Annotated in this window: 23 protein-coding genes, 1 tRNA gene, 2 other RNA genes and 1 pseudogene; 17 read left to right on the forward strand and 10 right to left on the reverse strand. The window is 63.6% G+C overall.

Features of this window, described 5'->3' with window-relative positions:
- Nucleotides 1–38 precede the first annotated feature (38 nt).
- The 3 genes from D6C00_RS10165 to speD are packed head-to-tail and all read left to right on the forward strand — an operon-like array spanning nt 39 to nt 1,771.
- A complete protein-coding gene (locus D6C00_RS10165) occupies nt 39–473 on the forward strand; it encodes an OsmC family protein (RefSeq protein WP_125181621.1) in 435 nt (144 codons plus the stop codon).
- Between the two features lie 36 nt (nt 474–509).
- Nucleotides 510–911 carry a VOC family protein gene (locus D6C00_RS10170; RefSeq protein ID WP_125181622.1) on the forward strand — a complete coding sequence of 134 codons (402 nt, stop codon included), beginning with the start codon at nt 510–512 and terminating at the stop codon, nt 909–911.
- Between the two features lie 59 nt (nt 912–970).
- On the forward strand, nt 971–1,771 hold the full coding sequence (gene speD / locus D6C00_RS10175) for an adenosylmethionine decarboxylase (protein ID WP_125181623.1): 801 nt from the start codon (nt 971–973) through the stop codon (nt 1,769–1,771).
- Nucleotides 1,772–1,819: 48 nt separating this feature from the next.
- Here the strand turns inward: speD and coq7 are convergent, their stop codons facing one another.
- The gene (gene coq7, locus D6C00_RS10180) at nt 1,820–2,467 is read right to left on the reverse strand and encodes a 2-polyprenyl-3-methyl-6-methoxy-1,4-benzoquinone monooxygenase (RefSeq protein ID WP_125181624.1); all 648 of its coding nucleotides are present in this window, start codon (nt 2,465–2,467) and stop codon (nt 1,820–1,822) included.
- A 113-nt stretch (nt 2,468–2,580) separates the two neighbouring features.
- Between coq7 and D6C00_RS10185 the strand changes: the two genes are divergently transcribed.
- The 8 genes and pseudogenes from D6C00_RS10185 to D6C00_RS10220 all read left to right on the forward strand — a co-directional run bounded on the left by D6C00_RS10185 (nt 2,581) and on the right by D6C00_RS10220 (nt 11,268).
- Nucleotides 2,581–2,889, forward strand: a complete 309-nt coding sequence (locus D6C00_RS10185) for a (2Fe-2S) ferredoxin domain-containing protein (RefSeq protein WP_125181625.1) — start codon at nt 2,581–2,583, stop codon at nt 2,887–2,889.
- 477 nt (nt 2,890–3,366) lie between these two features.
- Nucleotides 3,367–3,795 carry a 50S ribosomal protein L13 gene (gene rplM / locus D6C00_RS10190; protein WP_125181626.1) on the forward strand — a complete coding sequence of 143 codons (429 nt, stop codon included), beginning with the start codon at nt 3,367–3,369 and terminating at the stop codon, nt 3,793–3,795.
- 15 nt (nt 3,796–3,810) lie between these two features.
- On the forward strand, nt 3,811–4,203 hold the full coding sequence (rpsI, locus tag D6C00_RS10195) for a 30S ribosomal protein S9 (protein ID WP_125181627.1): 393 nt from the start codon (nt 3,811–3,813) through the stop codon (nt 4,201–4,203).
- 38 nt (nt 4,204–4,241) lie between these two features.
- A tRNA-Gln gene (locus D6C00_RS10200) sits at nt 4,242–4,315 on the forward strand.
- 30 nt (nt 4,316–4,345) lie between these two features.
- Nucleotides 4,346–4,484, forward strand: a non-coding RNA gene (locus D6C00_RS10205) — RtT sRNA.
- Between the two features lie 597 nt (nt 4,485–5,081).
- A complete protein-coding gene (locus D6C00_RS10210) occupies nt 5,082–5,720 on the forward strand; it encodes an OmpW/AlkL family protein (RefSeq protein WP_125181628.1) in 639 nt (212 codons plus the stop codon).
- Nucleotides 5,721–6,059: 339 nt separating this feature from the next.
- The gene (locus D6C00_RS10215; RefSeq protein ID WP_125181629.1) at nt 6,060–7,061 is read left to right on the forward strand and encodes a porin; all 1,002 of its coding nucleotides are present in this window, start codon (nt 6,060–6,062) and stop codon (nt 7,059–7,061) included.
- A 353-nt stretch (nt 7,062–7,414) separates the two neighbouring features.
- Nucleotides 7,415–11,268: pseudogene (locus tag D6C00_RS10220) on the forward strand (DUF3683 domain-containing protein).
- 289 nt (nt 11,269–11,557) lie between these two features.
- Here D6C00_RS10220 and D6C00_RS10225 read toward each other — a convergent pair.
- Both D6C00_RS10225 and rpiA read right to left on the reverse strand, forming a co-directional pair.
- Nucleotides 11,558–11,758 (reverse strand): DUF2905 domain-containing protein, encoded by a 201-nt coding sequence (locus D6C00_RS10225; protein WP_125181630.1) that lies wholly within the window; start codon nt 11,756–11,758, stop codon nt 11,558–11,560.
- A gap of 242 nt (nt 11,759–12,000) precedes the next feature.
- The gene (gene rpiA, locus D6C00_RS10230; protein WP_125181631.1) at nt 12,001–12,666 is read right to left on the reverse strand and encodes a ribose-5-phosphate isomerase RpiA; all 666 of its coding nucleotides are present in this window, start codon (nt 12,664–12,666) and stop codon (nt 12,001–12,003) included.
- A 276-nt stretch (nt 12,667–12,942) separates the two neighbouring features.
- On the opposite strand from rpiA, the gene ilvA reads away from it, so the two are divergent.
- A complete protein-coding gene (gene ilvA, locus D6C00_RS10235; RefSeq protein ID WP_125181632.1) occupies nt 12,943–14,457 on the forward strand; it encodes a threonine ammonia-lyase, biosynthetic in 1,515 nt (504 codons plus the stop codon).
- Between the two features lie 206 nt (nt 14,458–14,663).
- On the opposite strand, the gene D6C00_RS10240 is transcribed toward ilvA, so the two are convergent.
- From D6C00_RS10240 to D6C00_RS10265, 6 genes are all read right to left on the reverse strand, one after another.
- Entirely contained in the window at nt 14,664–14,888 is a 225-nt protein-coding gene (locus D6C00_RS10240; protein ID WP_125181633.1) for a hypothetical protein, read from the reverse strand.
- Between the two features lie 158 nt (nt 14,889–15,046).
- A complete protein-coding gene (locus D6C00_RS10245; protein ID WP_125181634.1) occupies nt 15,047–15,505 on the reverse strand; it encodes an EVE domain-containing protein in 459 nt (152 codons plus the stop codon).
- Nucleotides 15,506–15,730: 225 nt separating this feature from the next.
- The gene (locus D6C00_RS10250; protein WP_125181635.1) at nt 15,731–16,321 is read right to left on the reverse strand and encodes a 5-formyltetrahydrofolate cyclo-ligase; all 591 of its coding nucleotides are present in this window, start codon (nt 16,319–16,321) and stop codon (nt 15,731–15,733) included.
- 194 nt (nt 16,322–16,515) lie between these two features.
- Nucleotides 16,516–16,700: non-coding RNA, 6S RNA (gene ssrS, locus D6C00_RS10255), on the reverse strand.
- Nucleotides 16,701–16,899: 199 nt separating this feature from the next.
- Nucleotides 16,900–17,214 carry a cell division protein ZapA gene (locus tag D6C00_RS10260; RefSeq protein ID WP_125181636.1) on the reverse strand — a complete coding sequence of 105 codons (315 nt, stop codon included), beginning with the start codon at nt 17,212–17,214 and terminating at the stop codon, nt 16,900–16,902.
- On the reverse strand, nt 17,211–17,420 hold the full coding sequence (locus tag D6C00_RS10265; RefSeq protein ID WP_125181637.1) for a TIGR02449 family protein: 210 nt from the start codon (nt 17,418–17,420) through the stop codon (nt 17,211–17,213). Before D6C00_RS10265 ends, D6C00_RS10260 begins: the two co-directional genes overlap by 4 nt.
- Nucleotides 17,421–17,549: 129 nt before the next feature.
- Between D6C00_RS10265 and D6C00_RS10270 the strand changes: the two genes are divergently transcribed.
- From D6C00_RS10270 to D6C00_RS10285, 4 genes are all read left to right on the forward strand, one after another.
- Entirely contained in the window at nt 17,550–18,113 is a 564-nt protein-coding gene (locus D6C00_RS10270) for a UPF0149 family protein (protein ID WP_125181638.1), read from the forward strand.
- Between the two features lie 162 nt (nt 18,114–18,275).
- Nucleotides 18,276–19,583, forward strand: coding sequence for a Xaa-Pro aminopeptidase (gene pepP / locus D6C00_RS10275; protein WP_125181639.1), 1,308 nt, complete (start codon nt 18,276–18,278; stop codon nt 19,581–19,583).
- Nucleotides 19,576–20,796, forward strand: coding sequence for a 2-octaprenyl-6-methoxyphenyl hydroxylase (gene ubiH / locus D6C00_RS10280; RefSeq protein WP_125181640.1), 1,221 nt, complete (start codon nt 19,576–19,578; stop codon nt 20,794–20,796). Before pepP ends, ubiH begins: the two co-directional genes overlap by 8 nt.
- Before the next feature lie 100 nt (nt 20,797–20,896).
- A complete protein-coding gene (locus D6C00_RS10285; protein ID WP_125181641.1) occupies nt 20,897–22,126 on the forward strand; it encodes a UbiH/UbiF/VisC/COQ6 family ubiquinone biosynthesis hydroxylase in 1,230 nt (409 codons plus the stop codon).
- A gap of 3 nt (nt 22,127–22,129) precedes the next feature.
- Here D6C00_RS10285 and D6C00_RS15595 read toward each other — a convergent pair whose 3' ends face one another.
- The gene (locus D6C00_RS15595) at nt 22,130–22,342 is read right to left on the reverse strand and encodes a hypothetical protein (protein WP_170165434.1); all 213 of its coding nucleotides are present in this window, start codon (nt 22,340–22,342) and stop codon (nt 22,130–22,132) included.
- Between D6C00_RS15595 and D6C00_RS10290 the strand changes: the two genes are divergently transcribed.
- The gene (locus D6C00_RS10290) at nt 22,341–24,857 is read left to right on the forward strand and encodes an EAL domain-containing protein (protein WP_241546848.1); all 2,517 of its coding nucleotides are present in this window, start codon (nt 22,341–22,343) and stop codon (nt 24,855–24,857) included. The two genes, D6C00_RS15595 and D6C00_RS10290, sit on opposite strands and share 2 nt — an antisense overlap.
- Nucleotides 24,858–24,935: the final 78 nt, after the last annotated feature.

Raw genomic sequence — 24,935 nt, forward strand, 5'->3', positions numbered from 1 at the left:
GCTTCACGAAATTTTCATCGTCATGCCCGGAGGAGGCTATGAAGGCGCGGGTCAAATGGGTGGAGGCGGCGACCTTCATCGGTGAGTCGGGAAGCGGCCATGCCGTGGTCATGGATGGGCCGCCGGACAGCGGCGGACGCGATCTGGGCGTGCGGCCGATGGAGATGCTGCTGCTGGGCATGGGCGGCTGCACTGCCTTCGACGTGGTTCACATCCTGCGCCGGGCGCGCCAGCCGATCGAGGACTGTGTGGTCGAACTGCAGGCCGACCGGGCCGCCGAGCCGCCGAAGGTGTTCACCCACATCCATGTCCATTTCATCGTCTCCGGTCGGGGACTGGCCGAGCGCCAGGTGGCCCGTGCCGTGAGTCTGTCGGCGGACAAGTACTGCTCGGCCTCGATCATGCTGGGCAAGGCCGCTACCATTACCCATGATCATGAAATCATAGAGCTTGGCGCGGCGGAGACGGACTGAGCGTCAGCCGCCCGGCAACCCTGAGCGAGATCTGCCATGCAACGACCCCCCGCAACCCTGGGCCTGCGCCACGTGGCCCTGTACGTCAATGACCTGGACGCCAGCCTGCACTTTTACCGCGACCTGCTGGGCATGGAACTGGAGTGGCAGCCGGATGCCGACAACGTCTATCTCAGCAGCGCCGGCCAGGACAATCTGGCCCTGCATCGGGAGGCCGGCAAGGGCGGCGGTGAGACCCGGCTGGACCACATCGGCTTCATCCTGCGCCGGGCGGAGGATGTGGATGCCTGGCATGATTACCTTGTGGAAAATGGGGTAAAGATCCGGGCCGCCCCCCGCACCCACCGTGACGGGGCCCGCAGCTTCTACTGCGCCGACCCCGAGGGCAACACGGTACAGGTCATTTACCATCCCCCCATCGCCGGGAATATGACATAATCCGCGCCCTTTATTGGCACGACACTGGCAAGGAGAGTGTGATCATGGTGAGAGGTTCGATGCGAAAGCTGCGGTTGCACGGATTCAACAATCTCACCAAGACTCTCAGTTTCAACATCTACGACATCTGCTATGCCAAGACCGCCCGGCACCGCAAGGAATACATCGAGTACATCGACGAGGCCTACAACGCCGAGCGCCTGACCCAGATACTCACCGAGGTGTCGAACATCATCGGCGCCAATATCCTCAACATCGCCCACCAGGACTACGAGCCGCAGGGCGCGAGCGTGACCATGCTGATCTCCGAGGAGCCGGTGCTCTCGGAGGAGGAACTGGCCAACGTCGAGCGCCCCGGGCCGCTGCCCGATGCCGTCGTGGCGCATCTGGACAAGAGCCATATCACCGTGCACACCTACCCGGAAAGCCACCCGGACGGCGGCATCAGCACCTTCCGTGCGGACATCGACGTTTCCACCTGCGGGCGCATCTCGCCGCTGCGGGCACTGAATTTCCTCATCCACAGCTTCGAGTCGGACATCCTGACCATCGACTACCGGGTGCGCGGCTTCACCCGTGACGTGAAGGGCAAGAAGCACTTCATCGACCACAAGATCAACTCCATCCAGAACTTCATGTCGCGCGACACCCGCAATCGCTATCAGATGATCGACGTCAACGTCTATCAGGAGCACAGCTTCCACACCAAGATGATCCTCAAGGAGTTCGACCTGGACAATTACCTGTTCGGCACCGGCGTGGAGGAACTCGGCCAGAAGGAGGAGAAGGAGATCCGCCTGCGGCTGCAGAAGGAGATGATGGAGATCTTCTACGGGCGCAATATCACCAAATTGAAGTGAGGAGCGAGGCAGGATGGGTGGAGCGAAGCGCAACCCATTATTACTGTTTCAGACCCAGTAGGTCGTTCCCGTCATCACCTTCGACGACAGCCTCATGGCCAGCCGGATCGGCCCGGGCAGGGGGGCGCCGCCGGCGGCCATGGCGGTGTGGCCGTGCTGGGCCTCATCGACCCGCATCTGTTCCAGGATGGCACGGCTCTTGTGGTCATTGGAGGCGATGCGCTGCAGGTGGCCGTCCAGATGGGCGATGACCTGCTTTTCGGTCTCGCCGACGAATCCCAGGCTCCACTTGTCGCCCACCGCGCCGGCCGCGGCCCCGATGCTGAAGGCCCCGGCATAGAAGAAGGGATTGAGGTAGCTGGTGTGTCCGCCCAGCTGTTCGATGCGGTGCTCGCACCAGACCAGGTGGTCGTTCTCCTCGCGCGCGGCCCGTTCCATATTCTCCCGCACCGCCTCGAGTTTCGCCGTCAGCGCCTGGCCCTGGTACAGCGCCTGGGCGCAGACCTCGCCGGTGTGGTTGACCCGCATCAGCCGGGCCGATTCCACCCGCTCGGTCTCCGCCAGCTCAGCCTCCGGTTCGGACGCCGACGGGTCCGGACGCCCGGTCGTGTCCGGGCGTCCGAACAGGGTCCGCAGCGCCTGGTCGAAGTTGGCGATGAGATGATCGAAGGGGCTGTAACTGCGCTCGCTCGTCATGTCTGCGATAATAGCATAGGAGGTGCTAGGCTCCAGGTGCCAGGGCCGAGGTTCAGATCATTCGTAGCCTGGTACCTGGAGTCTAGCACCTCGTAGCAACAGCGAGCACTGGCATGAGCTACTACAAACATCACATATTCTTCTGCACCAACCTCCGCGAGGACGGCACGGCCTGCTGCCAGAAATTCAACGCCCAGGCCATGCGGGACTATGCCAAGCAGCGCACCAAGGAGCTCGGCATTGCCGGCCCCGGCCAGGTGCGGGTCAACACCGCCGGCTGTCTGGACCGCTGCGCCGAGGGCCCGGTGGTGGTCGTCTACCCGGACGAGACCTGGTACACCTACGTGGACCAGGAGGATATCGACGAGATCATCGAGGAACATCTGCTCAATGACCGCCCGGTCGAGCGCCTCAAGATCTGAAACTTTCTCTCCCCATCCCCTGTCTCATTTATCACCCTGCAGGCCGGAATCCTGGCCGAAAGCCGGTTTCCGGCGTCTGCCGCAGGGGCCCGAAAATTTTCCGAACCGGGGGTTGACAAGGGAATCGGCATATTAGAAACTACTCACATACTGAGTTGCCGGATCCCCCTCATTAGCCGGCGATTCAGTACTCCTCCATCCTCCTTTGGTGGTTATACTTCGGCGTGGCGCCCTCCCTCTTGGCCACGCCTTTTTTTTGCCTGAAACTCTTGATAAGAGCGCCACGGAATACACATAAGACGCTGAAATTACTTATTTTCACTGCCATGGCGCTGTGCGCCAGGCAGTGAATGCCGGCCCCGGCTTCTTCCGTGCCTTCCGTGTATTCCGTGGCGCTCCTGCATGGCTTGTATCCAAGGGCGGTTTTCTGTAGTATTCCGCGTCTTTCCAACGCTGGTCCGTGGAGCAAGACTTACGATGAAGACTTATACTGCCAAGCCGGAAACGGTGAAGCGTGATTGGTATGTGGTTGATGCGGCAGGTAAGACCCTGGGGCGTCTGGCCACCGAGGTCGCCCGTCGCCTGCGCGGCAAGCACAAGCCGGAATACACCCCGCACGTGGATACCGGCGACTACATCATCGTGGTCAATGCCGACAAGGTCGCCGTGACCGGCAAAAAGGAATGGGACAAGATGTACTACCACCACACCGGGTACATCGGTCACATGAAGTCCATCAGCCTGGACAAGCTGCGCGCCAAGGCGCCGCAGGAGATCATCGGGACCGCGGTCAAGGGCATGCTGCCCAAGAATCCGCTGGGCCGGGCCATGTACCGCAAGCTCAAGGTCTATGCCGGCCCCGAGCACAACCACGCTGCCCAGCAGCCCAAAGCACTGGAACTCTGAGACAGGAACGCGCCCATGCCGCAGGAACAACATTACGCCACCGGCCGCCGCAAGACCTCCACCGCCCGCGTCTATCTGCGCCCGGGCAGCGGCAACATCGTCGTCAACAAGCGTCCGCTGGATGAATACTTCGGCCGCGAGACCGCCCGCATGGTGGTTCGCCAGCCGCTGGACACCACCGGCACCGGCGAGCAGTTCGACATCTTCGTCAATGTCGAGGGTGGCGGCATGAGCGGCCAGGCCGGCGCCATCCGCCACGGCATCACCCGTGCGCTGATCAAGTACAACGAAGACAACCGCAGCTCGCTGCGCCGTGCCGGCTTCGTCACCCGCGACGCCCGCGAGGTGGAGCGCAAGAAGGTCGGTCTGCGCAAGGCCCGCCGCGCCACCCAGTTCAGCAAGCGCTGATCGCGACCGGCTGCGGGCATCTGCCCGCGACCTGTTATTGGGGGATCGTCTAGCGGCAGGACTGCGGACTCTGACTCCGCCAACCTAGGTTCGAATCCTAGTCCCCCAGCCAATAAGAAGCCCCGCCCCTGTGGCGGGGCTTTTTATTGGTTGGAGGTCGAGGGGTGAGAAGCTAGTCAGGTTCGACACCCGAGCGGTAGCGAGGGTGAACGCCCGCAGCGAAGCGAGGACGGCCCGGAGGGCGAGGGCCGCAGGCCCGAGTAATCCTAGTCCCCCAGCCAATAAGAAGCCCCGCCCCCTGTGGCGGGGCTTTTTTGTTGGGTCGATGGCCACGAAATCCACTAAAGCCAATGACTATTACACAAGAGTCAGAATATCAGGCTACAGGAAAATCACCGCATATTCCGTCATCCCGGCGAAGGCCGGGATCCACGTGCCGTTGCGGTCAGGGGGTTACTCGCTGCGCTCGCCCTACGGGCCGCCGTGCCAGCGTTCAACGCGCTTCGCGCTTTTGTCCCGCCTCCGCGGGAATGACGGTATCTTCGAGGTTGTAGCTGACTTTTCCGACCGCGGTGTAAATGGCCGTTCCCATGTGGACCGTGTTATTGAAGCGTAACCCGACAGTGCGTCGGCAGGATGTGTCGGTGAACCCCTGACCTGATCCGGCGTTTGCTCCGTTCCTTCCGTGTATTGCGCGGCGCACCTGCCGCGTTCAAAATTGCCCCAGATCAATAAACCCCCGCACGCCCTGATTCCCCTGCACCAACTGTTGATGTGCATCATGGTTGCAAAACCGTGCTGTGAATAGTCTGCCTCCCATGCCCTGATGCACAGGCGCATAACATGTATTTTAAATGTATATTCTAAGGGGATGACTAATGTCCAGGACGTTCAAGACAACGGCACTGACCGCGGCACTGGCCATGGCGCTGGGAGCGGGTACGGCAAATGCGCTGGAGCAGGGTGATATCCTGGTCCGCGGCGGTCTCGGTTACATCCAGCCGACCGGTGAGAGCGACCCGACCGGCCTGGGGCTGAATGTCGAGGCGGACACGGGTGCCAGCTTCGCCTTCACCCTGACCTACATGGCGACCGACCATATGGGCATCGAACTGCTGGGTGCGGCACCCTTCGAGCACAACATCGATGTGGCCGAGAACGGCATCAAGGTCGGCGAGACCAAGCACCTGCCGCCGACACTCACGCTCCAGTACTATTTTCAGCCCAGCGCGAAAGTGCGTCCCTATGTCGGCGTCGGCGTGAACTACACCACCTTCTTCGACGAGGACCTGGAAGCAGGTGTACTGCCCAACAGCAACCTGGATCTGGATGATTCCATCGGCCTGGCCCTGCAGGCGGGCGTGGATATCGACCTCAATGATCGCTGGTTCGTGAACGGCTCGGTCTGGTACATGGACATCAATACCGATGCCAGCATCAGCGGCGCCACGAATTCCAACTTCGAGGTTGCCATCGACCCGGTGGTGTTGTTTGCAGGCATCGGCTATCGCTTCTGATACCGGGGATTAAAAAGGCCGCGGAAGGCGCGGAAAGCAGTCGGGAAATCGCCGTTTTCTGCCTGCAAACTCTGTCCGCCGCGGCTTTTTTGTATCTACAGTATTAGAAATTATTTATACCCATATAAATAATAAAAATAATTAAAACTCAATATTTTGTATCCCCTGCCGTTATTGACCCGACAACACACAGTATCTGGTGTTGTGTTTTTGCGACAGAAAAACAACACTGTGGTTTTTTTGATATAGACTGTTGCACAAGTGCGAAAACTGGGGTAAGTTCACTCCGGATTCAATTCAATCCTTCGTACCATCTGTAATGGATAAGGGGAAACACCAATGGAAAAGAAGCTTCTTTCTACCGCAATCGCCGGCGCCCTCGCTGCTACCATGAGCGTGGCCGCCAACGCTGACGTCACCCTGTTCGGTCACCTCGACACCAGCCTGGACTACACCGACGTTTCCGGCGGTGGTGATGACATCAACATGAACTGCACCACCTGCTCCGTCGGCGTCAAGGGCTCCGAGGACCTGGGCAACGGCCTGAAGGCCATGTTCAAGCTGGACTTCCAGTTCGACATGACCGAGCGCAACCGCGCCTCTGACGGTACTAACTCCATTACCGATCGTGACCAGTGGCTGGGCCTTGGCGGCGGCTTCGGTTCCGTCAAGTTCGGCACCATCAGCACCGGCTACAAGAGCACCGGCGCCATGATCGATCCGCTGTACCGCACCGCCCTGCAGGCGCGCGGCTTCGGCATCCAGTCCGGTCTGCACCTGGGTGCCGGCGAGAACGGCCAGGGCCGCATGACCAACCATGTGCGTTATGACTCCATGAACATGGGCGGCTTCAAGGCCATCGTCGACTACAGCTTCGATTCCGACGACACTGACGCTGACAATGGCGACGACACCTACGCCCTGACCGGCCTGTACGACAACGGCCCGATCCTGGCCTTTGCCTCCTACATCACCAATGACCACGGTGATGAAGACAGCGCCTGGAAGCTGGGTGGTTCCTATACCATGGGCAGCTTCAAGGTCTTCGGTCAGTACGAGAAGGATGACGGTCTGCTCTCCAGCTTTGCCAAGCCGAACACCGTTGATGGCGGTGACGTCTGGCACCTGGGCGGTACCTTCACCATGGGTAACAACATGCTGTACCTGGCCTATGGCGAGGGTGACGACAACAGCAATAACGCCGGTGAATACGACAGCTGGACCCTGGCTGCGACTCACAGCATGAGCAAGCGCACCATGGTCTACACCGGCTGGAACACCACTGACATGGGCGGCGCTGATGCCGACCAGTTCTCGGTGGGTATCAAGCACAAGTTCTAATAACGGCGCAAGCCGATAGCAGGAACTTGAACGGGGCCCTCGGGCCCCGTTTTTTTTTGTGTTAAAGGAGCGAGGTACCAGGTTCTAGGGCCGAGGTGAAATCGCTTCGGCTTCTTCTGCGTTCTGTAGGTCGGGTTGGCCCGAAGGGCGTAACCCGACTCCTGTCCCCGGCATGTCGGGTTACGCTGCGCTAACCCGGCCTACGCTACTGAAATACTTATAATATTCCGTGATTTCCGTGTATTCCGTGGCGCATTGAAGGGTTTTAACCGCCCCGCCTGAAACCCGCCTCGCCCCTTTGCTACAATAAGCGGCTTCCAATCTTTGCAACTCTCGGATATCCCCTGATACCCATGACCAATGTACCCACTCGCATCCGCGAGATCCCCCTACAACTACACCTCCTTCTCCGACCGCGAGATCGTCATCCGCTTTCTCGGCGAGGAGATGTGGGATGTGCTCAACGCCCTGCGCGGCGAGCGCCAGACCGGGCGCTCGGCACGCATGCTGTTCGAGGTGCTGGGGGACATGTGGGTGGTCTATCGCAACCCCTATATCCAGGACGACCTGCTGGACAACCGCCGCCGCTTGGGGCTCGCTGACCCACGCGCTGCATCACCGGCTGGACCAGATCGAGGCGCGCGCCGACGGCAACGACAAGGCCCTGCGCCTGGCCGGCGCGGCCCGCGAGGCGGTGCGCCGGTTCGAGGCCTGGTTCCCGCGCACCCGAGAGTTGCGCAAGCGCATCCTGCGCCGGCTGGGTCGCATCACGCGCCGGGACAATATCGACTTCGGCGGCCTGGCCCGGGTCTCGCACGCCACCGACGCCACCGACTGGCGCGTGGAGATGCCCTTCGTGGTGGTCAATCCCGACACCGAAGAGGAGGTCGGCCCCATCATCCAGGCCTGCCTGGAGCTGGGCCTGGCCATCATTCCGCGCGGCGGCGGTACCGGCTATACCGGCAGCGCCGTGCCGCTGGTCGACGAAGCGGCCGTCATCAACCTGGAGAAGCTCGAGGCCCTGGGCGCGGTCGAGCAGATGGAACTGGCGGGCGTGGAGGGTTCTGTCGCCACCATCCGCGCCGGTGCCGGCGTGGTGACCAGACGCGTGGCCGAGGCGGCCGAGGCGGCCGGCTTCGTGTTCGCGGTCGACCCCACCTCGCAGGACGCCTCCACCATCGGCGGCAATGTCGCCATGAACGCCGGCGGCAAGAAGGCGGTCATGTGGGGCACCACGCTCGACAACCTGGTGTCCTGGCGCATGGTCACGCCGGATGCGAACTGGATGGAGGTCGAGCGGCTCAATCACAACCTGGGCAAGATCCACGACCAGGAGACGGTCGCATTCCGCATCCGCCGTTTTGCCGCCGATGGGAAAACCGAAATCGCCGAGCCCGAGCTGCTGGAGATGCCGGGCCGGAGCCTGCGCAAGGAAGGCCTGGGCAAGGACGTGACCGACAAGTTCCTGGGCGGCCTGCCCGGGGTGCAGAAGGAGGGCTGCGACGGCATCATCACCTCGGCGCGCTTCGTGCTGCACCGCATGCCGGCCCACACCCGCACCCTGTGCCTGGAGTTCTTCGGCAGTGACCTGCACAAGGCGGTGCCGGCGATCGTCGAGACCAAGGACTACCTGGATGCCCATCCCGATGTGACCCTGTCCGGCCTGGAACACCTGGATGAGCGCTATGTGAAGGCGGTCAACTACAGCACCAAGGCGCCGCGCCGCGAGCTGCCCAAGATGGTGCTGCTGGTGGATGTCTCCGGTGACGATGCCGACCGGGTGGCCGAGGCCGCCTCGCAGGTGGTGCGCATGGCCAACGCCCGTGGCGCCGAGGGCTTCATCGCCACCAGCCCCGAGGCGCGCCGCCGCTTCTGGGCCGACCGCAGTCGCACCGCGGCCATCGCCGCCCACACCAACGCTTTCAAGATCAACGAGGACGTGGTCATACCGCTGGAGCGCCTGGCCGAGTACCAGGAAGGCATCGAGCGCATCAACATCGAGTACTCGACCCGCAACAAGCTGCGCATGATCGATGCCGTGCTGGAATATCTCGCCGGCGATCTGGAGGAACTGCGCGCCGATCCCGACTTCGAGGACAGCGAGGAGAACCGCAAGATCGAGGCCGACAAGAAGGCCGCCGCGCGCGAACATCTGCAGTCCGTGCGTGAGCGCTGGCTGGCCATCCTGGATCACATGGACGCTTCGGCCGTGGAGCAGGATGCGCTGCTCGATGAAGGTGCCCGCGCCGCGCGCCGTTCCACGGACAGCCTGCTCAACCTGCTGCTGCGCCGTGACCTGCGCATCTCCTACCGCAATGAGGTGGCAGCACCCCTGCGCGAGATCTTCGCCGGGCGCGAATGGGATGCGCTCATGCGCCGGCTGGACGCCATCCACAGCGACATCCGTTCCAGCCGCCTGTTCGTCGCTACCCACATGCACGCCGGCGACGGCAATGTGCACACCAACATCCCGGTCAACTCCAATGACTATCAGATGCTGCGCGAGGCGGACCAGATCGTCGACCGGGTGATGCAGCTGGCGCGCGCGCTCAATGGCGTGATCTCCGGCGAACATGGCATCGGTCTGACCAAGATCCAGTACCTGGAGCCGGAGGCCGTCGAGGCCTTTACCAACTACAAGCGCAGGGTCGACCCCGAGGGCCGCTTCAATACCGGCAAGCTGCTGGCCGGCTCCGGGCTGGCCAACGCCTATACTCCCTCGCTGCGCCTGGTGCAGCAGGAGGCGCTGCTGCTGGAGGAGAGCGAGCTGGGCGTGCTCAACGATTCCATCAGCAACTGCCTGCGCTGCGGCAAGTGCAAGCCGGTGTGCAACACCCATGTGCCGCGCGCCAACCTGCTGTACTCGCCGCGCAACAAGATCCTGGGCACCGGGCTGATCATCGAGGCCTTCCTGTACGAGGAGCAGACCCGGCGCGGCCTGTCGGTGCAGCACTTCGACGAGATGAACGACGTCGCCGACCACTGCACCATCTGCCACAAGTGCCTCAGTCCCTGCCCGGTGGACATCGACTTCGGCGATGTCAGCATCACCATGCGCAGCATCCTGCGCGCCCGCGGCCAGAAGCGCTTCAGCCCGGCCACCTTCGCGGCCATGACCTATCTCAACGTCACTGATCCGCGCACCATCAAGCTGATCCGCAAGCTGATGATCGAGTGGGGCTACAAGGGCCAGCGCTGGGCCTACAAGCTGGCGAAGCGCCTGCCCATGATGCAGAGCAAGGCGCCGCCGGCGGCGACCTCCAAGCCGATGACGGTGACCGAGCAGGTGATTAACTTCATCCGCAAGCCGATGCCGGACGACATCCCGCATGAGACCATGCGTGCCCAGCTCGGCCTGGAGGACGACAAGCTGGTGCCCATCCTGCGCGACCCGGCGAAGGTCGATGACGATTCCGATGCAGTGTTCTACTTCCCCGGCTGTGGCTCGGAACGCCTGTTCAGCCAGATCGGCATGGCCACGCTGGCCATGCTCTACGAGGTCGGTGCCCAGGCGGTGCTGCCGCCCGGCTACCTGTGCTGCGGCTATCCGCAGAAGGCCGGCGGCCAGACCGAGAAGGGCCGCAGGATCACCACCGACAACCGGGTGCTGTTCCACCGCCTGGCCAACACCCTCAACTACATGGACATCAAGACGGTGGTGGTTTCCTGCGGCACCTGCATGGATCAGCTGATGGAATACCAGTTCGACCAGATCTTCCCCGGCTGCCGGCTGCTCGACATCCACGAGTACCTGATGGAGAAGGGCATATCCACGGAAGGCGTGGAGGGCGTGCAGTACCTGTACCACGATCCCTGCCACACCCCGATGAAGAAGCATCAGCCCACCCAGGTGGCGGAGAAGCTGCTGGGTCAGCAGGTGACCCTGTCCGACCGCTGCTGCGGCGAGGCCGGCACCTTCGCCGTGTCGCGCCCCGACATCGCCACTCAGGTGCGTTTCCGCAAGCAGGAGGAGATCGAGAAGGGCATCGAGCAGCTCACCGGCGAGACGCGGGTGCGCGACGGCAACGTCAAGATGCTCACCTCCTGCCCCGCCTGCCAGCAGGGCCTGTCACGCTACGCCGACGACACCGGCATCGAAACCGACTACATCGTCATGGAACTCGCCAACCGCATACTGGGCGAGGGCTGGCAGAAGCGCTTCATTGACCAGGTGAAGGAAGGTGGGGTGGAGCGGGTGCTGTTGTGATTCAAGAGCGCCACGGAATACACGGAAGGCACGGAAAAAATTATTGCAATAAACCGAAGAGGCTTCGTCTGGCTTTAAGTCCGTCATTCCGGCGTAGGCCGGACAAAAGCGCAAAGCGCGTTGAACGCCCAAAGGGCGGCCCGAAGGGCGAGCGCAGCGTGTAATCCAGAAGCCGCCGTGGTTAATGGATCCCCGCCTGCGCGGGGATGACGGGGAATCTTAACCAGCACTGAGACGTTGCATCGGTTCTGTCCGTGCTTTCCGTGTATTCCGTGGCGCTCTTAATCTCTCACTTCCGGAACAGCCAGAACAACAGCGTCAGCACCAGGCTGACGATGATGGAGGTCATGAGCGGGAAATAGAACCTGAACCCCTCCCGCTCGACCATGATGTCCCCCGGCAGCCGTCCCAGCCCCAGCCGTGTGAGCAGCGGCCAGAGCAGGCCCAGGACCACCAGCACGATACCGATTGTGATGAGCAGGCGTTGCATTTCGGTTTTTCAGGTCAAGAGCGCCACGGAATACACGGAAAGCACGGAAAATATTATTGCAAGGAACCGAAGGGGCTTCGTCTGACCTTAAGTCCGTCATCCCCACGCAGACGGGGATCCACATACCGCAGTGGTTATTGGGCCCGCGCCTGCGCGGGGGATGACGGCGAATCTTAACCGGCAACCATATATGGCATCAGCTCTGTCCGTGCTTTCCGTGTATTCCGTGGCGCTCTTGATCTTTACTCGCCGCCACCGAGCTTGTGCACGCCATCGGCAGTGCCCAGCAGCAGCACGTCCGCCGGGCGCAGGGCGAAGATGCCGACCGTGACCACGCCGGCGAGGTTGTTGATCTGGGCCTCCAGTTTGGCCGGCTCCATGATCTGCAGATCGTGCACGTCCAGGATGACGTTGCCATTGTCGGTGGTGAAACCGGCGCGCAGCTCCGGACGGCCGCCCAGCTTGGACAGTTCGCGGGCGACATAGCTGCGGGCCATGGGGATGACCTCGACCGGGAGCGGAAAGTTGCCGAGCACGTCGACCAGCTTGGAGCCGTCGGCGATGCAGACGAACTTCTTCGCCACCGCGGCGACGATCTTCTCCCGGGTGAGCGCACCACCGCCGCCCTTGATCAGGTGCAGGTGCCTGGTGGCCTCGTCGGCGCCGTCGATGTAGACCGAGACCTCGTCGACGTCGTTCAGCTCGTAGACCGGGATGCCGTGGCCCTTGAGGCGCTCGGTGCTGGCCACGGAACTGGCCACCGTGCCCTCGATCCTGCCCTTGATCTTCGCCAGCTCGTCGATGAACAGGTTGGCGGTCGAGCCGGTGCCGATGCCGATGACCGTGCCGGGCACGACGTATTCGATGGCGGCCTCGGCGACCTTTTGTTTGAGTTCGTCCTGGTTCATGTCCCACTCCTGATGTGGCAATCCCTGAATCTTAACCCGGCAGAGGGTTGAAACAAAAGTCAAAATCCAGAGCGCCACGGAATACACGGAAAGCACGGACAAAAATAATGTAGTCGTAGGTCGGGTTAGCCCGCAGGGCGTAACCCGACGCTCTCCGTTGACCCTGTCGGGTTGCTCTGCGGCTGACTCATTCTGCTAAGGTTGATGGCATGAATTATTCCGTGTTTTCCGTGTATTCCGTGGCGCTCTTATTATGTTATCTGCTATCGTAGCGCCATGCCGGAACGCACCCTCAAGCTGATTCTCAACGCCCGCGTCTACGACGTGGCGCGCGAGACCCCGCTCGACCCGGCGCCACGGCTGTCACGGCGGCTGGGCAACCGGGTCTGGATGAAGCGGGAGGACCTGCAGCCGGTGTTCTCCTTCAAGCTGCGCGGGGCCTACAACCGCATCGCCCATCTCGACGATGAAGCCTGCGCCAAGGGGGTGATCGCGGCCTCGGCCGGCAATCATGCCCAGGGCGTGGCGCTGGGGGCGCAGCACCGGGGTATCAAGGCCCTGATCGTGATGCCCCGGACCACGCCCCAGATCAAGGTCGATGCGGTGCGCAGCTTCGGGGCGAAGATCGTGCTGCACGGCGACAGCTATGACGAGGCCTATACCCACGCCATGGAACTGGTGGAGAAGCAGGGCCTGACCTTCATTCATCCCTTCGATGACCCACTGGTGATCGCCGGCCAGGGCACAGTGGGCATGGAGATCCTGCGCCAGTTCTCGGGCGATCCGGACGTGGTGTTCGTCCCGGTCGGCGGCGGCGGGCTCATTGCCGGCATTGCTGCCTATATCAAGACCCTGCGCCCGCATATCCGTATCGTCGGGGTGGAGCCGGAAGAGGCCCCGAGCCTGTACACGGCCATGCAGCGCCAGCGCCGGGTCACCCTCAAGCAGGTCGGTATCTTCGCCGACGGCGCGGCCGTGCGTACCGTCGGCAAGGAGCCCTTCCGCATTGCCCGCAAGCTGGTCGACGAGGTCATCCTGGTCAGCACCGACGAGATCTGCGCGGCCATCAAGGACATCTACGACGACACCCGCTCCATCGTCGAGCCCGCCGGCGCCCTGTCGGTGGCCGGGATGAAGCGTTATGTCGAGGCCAATGGCACCACGGACCAGGACCTGGTCACCATCAGCAGCGGGGCCAACATCAATTTCGACCGCCTGCGCCACGTGGCCGAGCGGGCCGAACTGGGCGAACGCCGCGAGGCGCTGCTGGCCGTGACCATCCCCGAGCGGCCCGGCAGCTTCCGCGCCTTCTGCAAGGCCATCGGCCAGCGCAGCATCACCGAGTTCAACTACCGTTATTCCGATGCCGCTGAAGCGCACGTCTTCGCCGGGGTGGAGATGACCGGCGGCGAGGAGGAGCGCCGGGAACTGGTCGAACGGCTGCAGGCCGAGGGCTACCCGGTGCTGGACATGACCGACAACGAGATGGCCAAGCTGCACATCCGCCACCTGGTCGGCGGCCATGCCGGCGGGCTCGAGGACGAGATCCTGTACCGCTTCGAGTTCCCCGAGCGCCCGGGCGCGCTGCTCAGGTTCCTCACCGCGATTGGCCAGCACTGGAACATCAGCCTGTTCCACTACCGCAATCACGGCGCGGCCTACGGCCGGGTGCTGGCCGGCATCCAGGTGCCGGCGAAGGACCGCAAGCGCTTCCGTGAATACCTCGACAAGGTCGGCTATCCCTACTGGGAAGAGGACGGCAACCCGGCCTATGAGCTGTTCCTGGGGTGAAGATCAAGAGCAAAAAGCGCCACGGAATACACGGAAAGCACGGACAAAAACAATATAGCCGCAGTTGAATAGAGCTTACCTGAGTCAAATATGACCTGTCATTGCGAGGAGCGAAGCGACGCGGCAATCTCGTGACGTCTGCTGCAAGGCATTGGGAGATTGCTTCGTCGCTTCGCTCCTCGCAATGACGAAAATCTGCCTGCGGGTCAGCAGGACGTCACATCCGCATGCAGGCCCATCCGGTTGAGCTGGTTGATGATGGGCATGGGCATGCCCCGCTGCGGCTCGTATTCCACCAGCAGGTCATGCGGCAGCCGGCTGTTGACCTCGACGTCGGTGACGAAGGACAGGCCGCCGATCGTCTCATGCAGTTCCTGCAGCTGTTCCGGAGTGAGTTCCTCGTCGATATGGATATAGATGGTATGCGTCATAACGGCCTCCTGCGCCTTGCGGGCGCGATCGCCGGCATCGACCGGGATGCCTTTACCTTCCTATAGTAGAGGCCGGAGGCCGGGTCAAGCGACAGGCTCGCCGGCAATCTGTCGTTCTTTTCCGTGCTTTCCGTGTATTCCGTGGCGCTTTTTGCTGTTCATTCCAGCCCGAGGATGAAATTCCACTGCGCCTTGGTGACCGGCATGATCGACAACCGGTTGCCCTTGCGCACCAGCGGCATGTCTTCCAGCTCCTTGTACTGCTTCAGCTCCGCCAGCGGGATGTTGCGCTTGAGCTTGCGCACATACTGCACGTCGACCATGTACCAGCGCGGATTGTCCGGATCGCTCTTGGGATCGTAGTACTTGGCCTCGGGATCGAAGGCGGTGTGGTCGGGGTAGCCTTCCCTGACCACCTTCATGATGCCGACGATGCCCGGCTCGTCGCAGTTGGAGTGATAGAAGAAGACCTGGTCGCCCTTTTTCATCTCGTCCCGCATCATGTTGCGCGCCTGGTAGTTGCGCACCCCGTCCCAGTGCTCGGTCTTCTTCGGGGCCTGTTTCAGGTGGTCGATGCCGAAGACGTCGGGTTCCGATTTCATCAGCCAATAGTTCATGTTGGTCTCCCGGGTATTGAAAAAGATTAAACCGCCAAGGCGAAGAAGGCGCGCGAAGGAATATGGTCTCCCCTCCCTTGATGGGGGGCACCCACAGGGCATAAAGGGCTGGGGGAGGGTAATCGAATCAGTACACACCCTCCTGACCTTCCCCATCAAGGGGGAGGAATAGACCTGTTCTCTACTCCTTAATTCGCCTTTGTGCGCCTTAGCGGTTAAGTGTTTTTATTTGAATAACATCAACCCCGCCTCCGTCGCCACCCCGGCCAGCGGCACGTCCCAGGGCTGGTGGTCGAGTTGCGGCTGGCGCTGGAATTCGTAGGCCAGTCCCAGCAGTCTGGGGCGGCGGTAACTGCGGTGACGGGCCAGATAGGCGAAGCTGCGGTCATAGAAGCCGCCGCCCATGCCCAGGCGGTTGCCCTGGTGGTCGAAGGCGACCAGCGGAGCCAGCACCAGGTCGAGCCGGTGGGGTGAGACGCGGGTATGGGCGGCACGGGCCGGTTCCAGGATGCCGAAGCGGTTGGGGACCAGCCTGTCCTCCGGCGTGTAGGGGGCGAACCAGAGCCGGTTCTCCCCATAGGGCAGGAGTACGGGCAGATAGAGGGTCTTGCCCATGGACCAGGCGCGCTGCATCAGCGGCGTGGCGTCGACCTCGCCGTCCACGGCCAGGTAGGCGGCGATGTGGCGGCTGGCATAGAACAGCTTGTGTCGGTGCACGCAGCGGTCGATGGCCTTGGCGAGCTGCTGCCGCTGACGGGGGGCGAGGACGCGCCGGGCCTGGCGCATGCGGCGGCGCAGCGATTTGCGATCGGTCATGTTTTTGTGTGAAAGATCAAGAGCGCCACGGAAAACACGGAAAGCACGGAAATAATCATTGTTGTCTGCATAGTAGGTCGGGTTCGCAGGCGATGTCGGGTTACACTCTGTGGGCTACTCCGACCTGCAACCACATTATTTTTGTCCGTGGTTTCCGTGTATTCCGTGGCGCTCTTGAAATATAAATAAAGGCGGCACCCTCCGCCCGTACCGTCGCGGCCGTTGACCTTGAACCGTAAGTTCAAGTTGGGAACTTCGCAGCGTCCTTCAGGCTTACCGCGCATGGCGGTCATGCACACCGGCCGCTGAAGCCTGTTCCCGAGGTCAAAGATTGTCGGCTCAAGAATTACCTGACCGCTGACCTGTAGCGCAGGGGGTGCCGTAGGGACAGTATAACGCATCCGGGGGCGGGGCTCTCAAGGGGTGATCAAAAGCGCCACGGAATACACGGAAAGCACGGAAATCCCTGTATTTCATTGCCGGGGCGCTATGCGCCCGGCAATGAATGAAATGTGTTCGCTTTGGTTTTGTCCGTGTTTTCCGTGTTTTCCGTGGCGCTTTTTATTATCGCGGAAAAATCACAATTCCAGCTGATTGCCCTTGTTCAGGGCCAGCTCGATCTTTTCCTGCAGGCTGCGGATGCGGGTGCTGATGTTCTGGTAGTAGTCCTGCTTGCGGTTCTTGTTCTCAAGCAGTTCATGCGCCAGGTTCAGCGCGGCCATGACGGCGATGCGGTCGGTCCCGATGATCTTGCTGCTGTCGCGGATCTCGCGCATTTTCGCGCTGAGATACTCGGCCGAGGCGATCAGGCCGTCGCGCTCCTCTTCGGGGCAGGCGATACGGTAGTCCTTATCGAGAATCTTGACGGTGATGGCCTTGGCGCCGTCGGTCATGTGCTCTGCTCCATGGCCTTGAGGCGGCTGATCATGGCTTCGACCCGGCTGCGGGCCATTTCGTTGCGCTCGACCAGTTGGGCGCGCTCGGAGGTCAGGCTGTGCTGCTGGGCGCGCAGCGAACGGTTCTCCTCCTTGAGACGCTCGACGGTCTTGATCAATTCGTCCAGGCGGAATTCCAGGCGCTTAAGTTCCTGTTCCGCCATTTGTTGTGCGCTGTCCTTTTCCATGGCGTTCACTATAGATCGGTGGCCTGACAGGGTCAATTGCCCGGCGCGATAACGGGCAGGATATGCCATAATGGCGGCGAAGTCCGCCGAATCTTGATTCCCGCCATGACCACGACCGCCGATAACTACGAACGCCTGGAGGCCAGCCTGGCCCGGGCCCGCTCCGAACTGGATGCCGCCGAGGCCCAGGGCCTGTTCTGCGGCCTGCTGTGCGCCTCCGGCCGGGTGAACGAGGCCCAGTGGCTGGGCGAGATCTTCGAGGACGGCGCCGACGCCGGTGACGCCGCCGTCGAGCAGTGCCGGCGGGAGCTCAACAGCATGGCCGAGGGCCTGCGCACCTCCATGTATTCGGGGGAGATGGATCTGCAGCTGATGCTGCCGGACGACGAGGCCCCGCTGGGGGATCGCACCGAGGCGCTGGGTAGCTGGTGCCACGGCTTTCTGTTCGGGCTGGGCCTAGGCGGTATCCGCCAGGAGGAGATCCGTTCCGAGGAAGTGCGCGAGCTGCTGCGCGACATGGGCGAGATCGCGCGCCTGAGCCTGGAAGGCGAGGAGGGCAGCGAGGAGGACGAGGCCGCGCTGACCGAGATCGTGGAATACCTGCGGGTGGGCGTGCTCTATATCGCCGAGACCCTGCAACCCCTGCAGGCGCCGCCGCGGCTGCAATAAAGGCCCGTCATTGCGAGGAGCGTAGCGACGTGGCAATCTCCAGCCAATTGATTTTCCAGTACGGGATTGCCGCGCTGCGTTCATGCCCTTTCGGGTGCTCGCAATGACGGGAACGATGTCACGTTCCGGTCCGCCGCGCGCTTCCTGCCAAGGAACCCCGCCATGACTCCGAAGGAATTCGCCCGCCGCCGCCGCCAGCTGATGCGCATGATGGGGCCGGACTCGGTGGCCATCCTGCCCACCGCACCCGAGTGCATCCGCAACCGGGACGTGGAGTTCCCCTTCCGGCCCGACAGCGACTTCTATTATCTCACCGGGTTTCACGAGCCCGAGGCGGTCATGGTGCTGGCGCCGGGGCGTGAGCACGGCGAGTTCATCCTGTTCTGCCGCGAGCGCGATCCGGTCAGGGAGACCTGGACCGGCCGCCGTGTGGGCCCCGGGGGCGCCTGCAACGATTACGGTGCCGACGACGCCTTTCCCATCGGCGACATCGACGACATCCTGCCCGGGCTGATGGAAGGCCGCGAGCGGGTCTTCTACACCATGGGCCTGCGCGGCGACTTCGATCAGCGCATGCTGGGCTGGCTCAACCGCATCCGCGCCGGCAGCCGCGGCGGCGAGCGCACCCCGGACGAATTCATCGCCCTGGAGCACCTGGTGCACGACATGCGCCTGTACAAGAGCGCGTCCGAGCTGCGCACCATGCGGCGGGCGGCGAAGATCGCCGCCAGTGCCCATGTGCGTGCCATGCAGGCCACCCGCCCGGGACTGATGGAGTACGCCGTCGAGGCCGAATTCGCCCACGCCTTCCGCCGCGAGGGCTGCGAGCACGCCTATTCGCCCATCGTCGGCGGCGGGGCCAACGCCTGCATCCTGCACTACACCGAGAACAACGCCCGGCTCAACGACGGCGAACTGCTGCTGATCGATGCCGGCGCCGAGCACGACTACTATGCCTCCGACATCACCCGGACCTTCCCGGTGGGCGGCCGCTTCAGCAAGGCCCAGCGCGCCCTGTACGAACTGGTGCTGGACGCCCAGTACGCGGCCATCGAGGAGGTGCGGCCTGGCAATCACTGGAACGACCCCCACGATGCGGCGGTGAAGGTGCTCACCAAAGGGCTGGTGCAACTCGGTATCCTCAAGGGCAATGTCCGCAAACTGATCAAGGACGAGGCCTACAAGCGTTTCTATATGCACCGCACCGGCCACTGGCTGGGCATGGACGTGCACGATGTCGGCGACTACAAGGTCGGCGGCGAGTGGCGGGTACTGGAGAAGGGCATGGTCATGACCGTGGAGCCGGGGTTGTACATCCCCGCCGGCACCAAGGGCGTGGCGAAGAAGTGGTGGGACATCGGCATCCGCATCGAGGACGATGTGGCGGTGACGAAGGACGGCTACGAGATCCTCAGTACCGGCGCGCCCAAGGCCGTGGACGAGATCGAGGCCATCGTCGGCAGTGGCTGAGCATTACGACATCCTGATCGTCGGCGGCGGCCTGGTCGGGGCCAGCCTGGCCTGTGCGCTGGCGGATCAGGGCCTGCGCATCGGCGTGGTCGAGGCCGCGCCTTTCGGTACCGGCGATCAGGCCAGTTTCGATGACCGCGCCATTGCGCTCGCCGCCGGTTCGCAGCGTATCTTCGCCGGCATGGGGCTGTGGGACGCCATCGCGCCCAGCGCCACGCCGATCGAACGCATCCATGTCTCCGACCGCGGCCGCTTCGGCTTCACCCGCCTGGACCGGGGCGAGGAGGGGGTGCCTGCGCTCGGCTATGTGGTCCTGAGCCGCGACCTCGGCCGGGTGCTGGCCGGGCGGCTGCAGGCGCTGGATGCGGTCGAGCTGATCACGCCGGCCGAGGTCACCGGCATCGACAATGCCGTCTCGCCGGCGCGGGTGAGTCTCAGCCGGGACGGCCGGCCGGCTGAGGTGACGGCCGACCTGGTGGTGGCAGCCGACGGCGCCCGCTCGAAGGTGCGCGAGGCGCTCGGCATCGAGGTGACCGAATGGGACTACCGCCAGACCGCGGTCATCACCAATATCCGCACCGCGCAGCCGCATCGCAATGTGGCCTATGAGCGCTTCACCGACCAGGGCCCGATCGCCCTGCTGCCCATGTCCGAGGGCCGCTGTTCGGTGGTCTGGACCCTGCCCGCGGCCCAGGTCGAGGCGGTCATGGCGCTTAACGACGCCGCCTGTCTGGCCCGGCTGCAGGAACGCTTCGGCTACCGGCTGGGGCGCTTCGAGCGCATCGGCCGGCGCGATGCCTATCCGCTCGCACTGGTGCGGGCGCGGGAATCCATCCGCCCGCGGCTGGCCCTGATCGGCAATGCCGCCCATACCCTGCATCCCATCGCCGGCCAGGGCTTCAACCTGGGCCTGCGCGATGTGGCCGCGCTGGCCGAGGTGATCTGCGACGCCCGCCGCGCGGGGCGGGACATCGGCGACACCATGGTGCTGCAGCAGTACGCCGACTGGCGCCGTGCCGATCACCGCCGGGTGATCGCCTTCACCGACGGCCTGACCCGGCTGTTCACCAACCCGCTCGCGCCGATCGCGCTGCTGCGCGATGCCGGCATGCTGGCCATGGACCTGTGCCCTCCGGCCAAGCGCCTGTTCGGCCGGCTGACCATGGGACGCAGCGGCCGGCTGCCGCGGCTGGCGCGCGGAGTGGCGTTGTGAAGGCCATGATGGGTTTCGGCGCGAAGCGCCTTCCCCATCCTACAGGGCATGCGTAGGATGGGTGGAGCGCAGCGCAACCCAGCGTCCAGGCAGGTGACAGATGCAGACAAGCGAACGCTCCTATGACGTTATCATCGCCGGCGGCGGCGTGGTCGGCGCCAGCCTCGCCTGCGCCCTGGCCGACGCCGGGCTGCGGGTCGCGTTGATCGATGCCCGCGAGCCGGTGACCGACTGGCCGGCCGACAGCATCGACCAGCGGGTCTATGCCATCACCCGTGCCTCCCAGACCCTGTTCGAGCGGCTCGGGGTCTGGGACGGCATCCGTGCGCGCGGGGTCAGCCCCTATCTCGAGATGCAGGTCTGGGACGCCGCCGGCCCCGGCCGTATCCATTTCGACGCCGCCGAACTGGGCGAGCCGCTGCTGGGTCACATCATCGAGCAGCGCGTCATTCAGGCCGCGCTACTCGAGGGCCAGCAGCGCCTGGAGGGGTTGGAGCGTTTCTGCCCGGCCGTGCTGGCCGACTTCAGCGTCGGGGACACGCAGGTGACGGTGCGCCTTGAGGACGGCCGCGAGCTCAGTGCCGCCCTGCTGGTCGGTGCCGACGGCGCCGGCTCCCGGGTGCGCGAGCTGGCCGGCATCGGGGTGCAGGCGCACGATTACGCACAGACCGCCGTGGTCGCGGTGGTCGCCACCGAGCGGCCGCACGCCGAAACCGCCTGGCAGCGCTTCCTCCCGACCGGGCCGCTGGCCTTCCTGCCGCTGCGCGACGGGCGCTGCTCGATTGTCTGGTCCACCGTGCCGGAAGAGGCCGAGCGCCTGCTCGCCCTGCCGGAGGATGATTTCTGCATCGAACTGGGCCAGGCCTTCGATTACCAGCTGGGTGCGATCACCGGCGTGAGCGCGCGGGGCGGTTTCCCGCTGCGCCGGCTGCATGCCGTGGATTATGTACAGCAGCGACTGGCCCTGGTCGGCGATGCCGCCCATGTCATCCATCCGCTGGCCGGGCAGGGCGTGAACCTGGGGCTGCTGGACGTGGCCGCTCTGGCCGAGGTCGTCGCCGCGGCCCGGGTGGCCGGACGCGATATCGGCAGCCATGCCAATCTGCGCCGCTACGAGCGCTGGCGCCGCGGTGAGAATGCCCTGATGCAGTCGGCCATGGACGGCTTCAAATGGCTGTTCGCCAGTCAGCTCACACCGGTGCGCCTGCTGCGCAACCTGGGCCTGGGCACGGTGGACCGTCTGAGCCCCATCAAATCCCTGCTGGCCCGTCATGCCATGGGCCGGGCCGGTGACCTGCCGCGCCTGGTGCGGCCGGATACCCGATCGTAGTTCTTAGGTCGGGCTGAGCAGGGCGAAGCCCATCATCCACCCGCCTGGCCTGGCGGTCACGTGAACAGTGGATTTTTCCCGCAGGCTTCCCGTATGCTTGTTCCATTGCCTGTGGTTGGAGCGCAATGTGCAGGTTTCTGCGACCAACGAAAACAAAAATTCCGCCGTTTCCGTCTCCCCGGCCATGACGCCACAGCAGTTCCAGCGGCGATTCATGTCCTGCATCCTGCTGGCCTGGACCCTCCCGCCGGTGCTCGGGCTGGCCTTCATCCTGTTCATTCACCTGCTCACACCCGGCCAGCTCGCGCGGATCCTCGCCGCGCCGGTGGAGCCCGCCTTCATCCTCGGCACGCTGGTCTTTGCACTGTTGTATTTTCAGCGTTTCATCCGGCCGATACGGGACTATCTTGCCGAACCCGGTCCGGCCACGGGGCAGCAGGCGCTGGCACGCATGCGCCGCTTCCCCCTCGATTTCTGGGTGGTGTTCCTCATCTACCTGCTGCTGGCGCCGGCCTCGGTGATGCTCTCGGCGGCCTGGTACACCGATTATTCGCCGGCGCCGGTGGACTGGTTCCGGATCCACCTGGTCGCGCTGATCGTCTCCATCATCGTCGGGCTGCCGATCTTCTTCCGGGTACTGGACCTGTTCGGCCAGTCGCTGTCCGGCCTGCGACTGGAACGCCCGCATGTCACCCTCAGAACCAAGGTGTTCCTGATCGGGGCCCTGGTGCCGCTGCTGATCGATACCATGCTGGTGCAGTATTACTGGACCCGGACCGGTTTTTTCACCGTCGAGACCTTCTTTATGTGGCTGCTGCTGGAGATCCTGGCCATCGGCGGCAGCCTGATCTTCGTCAGGAGCTTCGGTCAGTCGCTGGCACCGCTGCAGCAGGTGGTGCGTTCCGGTCTGAACCCGGAGGTGCCGCTGAGGATCACGGGCGGACACTCCACCGACGAACTCGGGGTGCTGGCCGATGATTTCCGGGTGCTGCTGGAGCAGCGCCGCAACCTGGAACGGCGGCTGGCGCAGGAGAAGGAACTGGCCCAGGTCACCCTGTCCTCCATCGGGGACGGGGTGATCACCACTGACATGGAAGGCCGGGTGCGCTTCCTCAACCCGATCGCCGAGTACCTGACCGGCTGGAAGGCCGCCCATGCGCGGGGTCACTCCCTGACCGAGGTGTTCAGCATCGTCAACGAGCTGACCCGCCGTCCGGCCATGAACCCGGTCGAACGCTGCCTGCGTGAGGGCCGCATCGTCGGCCTTGCCAACCACACCATCCTGGTGCGCACCGACGGCCACGAGTTCGCCATCGAGGATTCCGCCGCTCCCATCCGCGACAACGACGGCAGCGTCATCGGTGTGGTGCTGGTCTTCCACGACGTTACCAAGGCCCGCGAGATGGCCAACCGCCTGAGCTGGCAGGCCAGCCACGATGCCCTGACCAGTCTGTACAACCGCATGGCCTTCGAGGAGCGCCTGCGCCAGCTGGTGCGCTATCCCGAACACCCCACCGGGGATGACCATCACACTCTGCTCTACATCGATCTCGACCAGTTCAAGGTGGTCAACGACATCGCCGGCCATACCGCCGGCGATGAGATGCTCAAGCAGATCAGCGGTCTGATGCTTCACCAGGTGCGCGAGACCGACATGCTGGCGCGTCTGGGTGGCGACGAGTTCGGGGTGATCCTCACCCACTGCGACCTGGACCATGCCATGCGTGTGGCCGACGGCATTCACCAGGCGCTGGAAGACTTCAAGTTCAGCTGGGACGAGCGCCTGTTCCGGGTCGGCGCCAGCATCGGTGTGCTGGAGTTCCGTCCCGGGGAGACCTCGCTCACCGACCTGATGAGCGCGGCCGACCTGGCCTGCTACTCGGCCAAGCACGCCGGACGCCGGCGCACCCACGTCTACCAGGTCGATGATGTGCACATGCAGCGCCACCGCAACGAGATGGACTGGGCTGCGCGCATCAACGACGCAGTCGAGGAGGACCGGCTGGTGCTCTATGGCCAGCGTATCCAGCGTCTGGACGATGACCGGGTACCGCCCGGGCTGGCCTTCGAGGTGCTGGTGCGCATGCGCGGTGACGACGACACGCTCATCGCCCCGGGGGTGTTTCTGCCGGCGGCCGAGCGCTTCGATCTGATCTCGATCGTAGACCGCTGGATCATCACCCGCACCTTCTCCCTGGTCGCCGAATGCGTGGCCGACAACGGGGCCGATTTCATCAGCCACTGCGCCATCAACCTCTCCGGCGGCACCCTGGGTGATGAGACGTTGCTGCCCTTCATCCAGTCCCAGCTCAGCCTGCACAACCTGCCTGGACATCTGTTCTGCTTCGAGATCACCGAGACCACGGCCATTTCCAACTTCCAGGCCGCGCTGCGCTTCATCCGCGATCTCAAGGCCATGGGTTGTCGCTTCGCCCTGGATGACTTCGGCTCCGGGCTGTCCTCCTTCTCCTATTTGAAGAACCTGCCGGTGGATTACCTCAAGATCGACGGCACCTTCGTGCGCGGCATCGCCAGCGATCCGGTCAACCGCACCCTGGTGGGCAACATCAACGACATCGGCCACCTGCTGGGCAAACAGACCATCGCCGAGTATGCCGAGGATGCCGATACCCTGCGTGAGCTGGTTGAACTGGGCGTGGATTTCGCTCAGGGTTACGGTATCCACCGGCCCGAGCCGCTGGAGGGTCTGCTGGGCTGTACCAGCAAGTAACGCGTACAGAGTGCCGGGTTACGCCCTTCGGGCTGACCCGACAGTCGTCGCGACAGGCCATGCATCGTCTACACTTGC

The sequence above is a fragment of the Thiohalobacter thiocyanaticus genome, from assembly GCF_003932505.1.
Classification (GTDB): Bacteria; Pseudomonadota; Gammaproteobacteria; order Thiohalobacterales; family Thiohalobacteraceae; genus Thiohalobacter; species Thiohalobacter thiocyanaticus.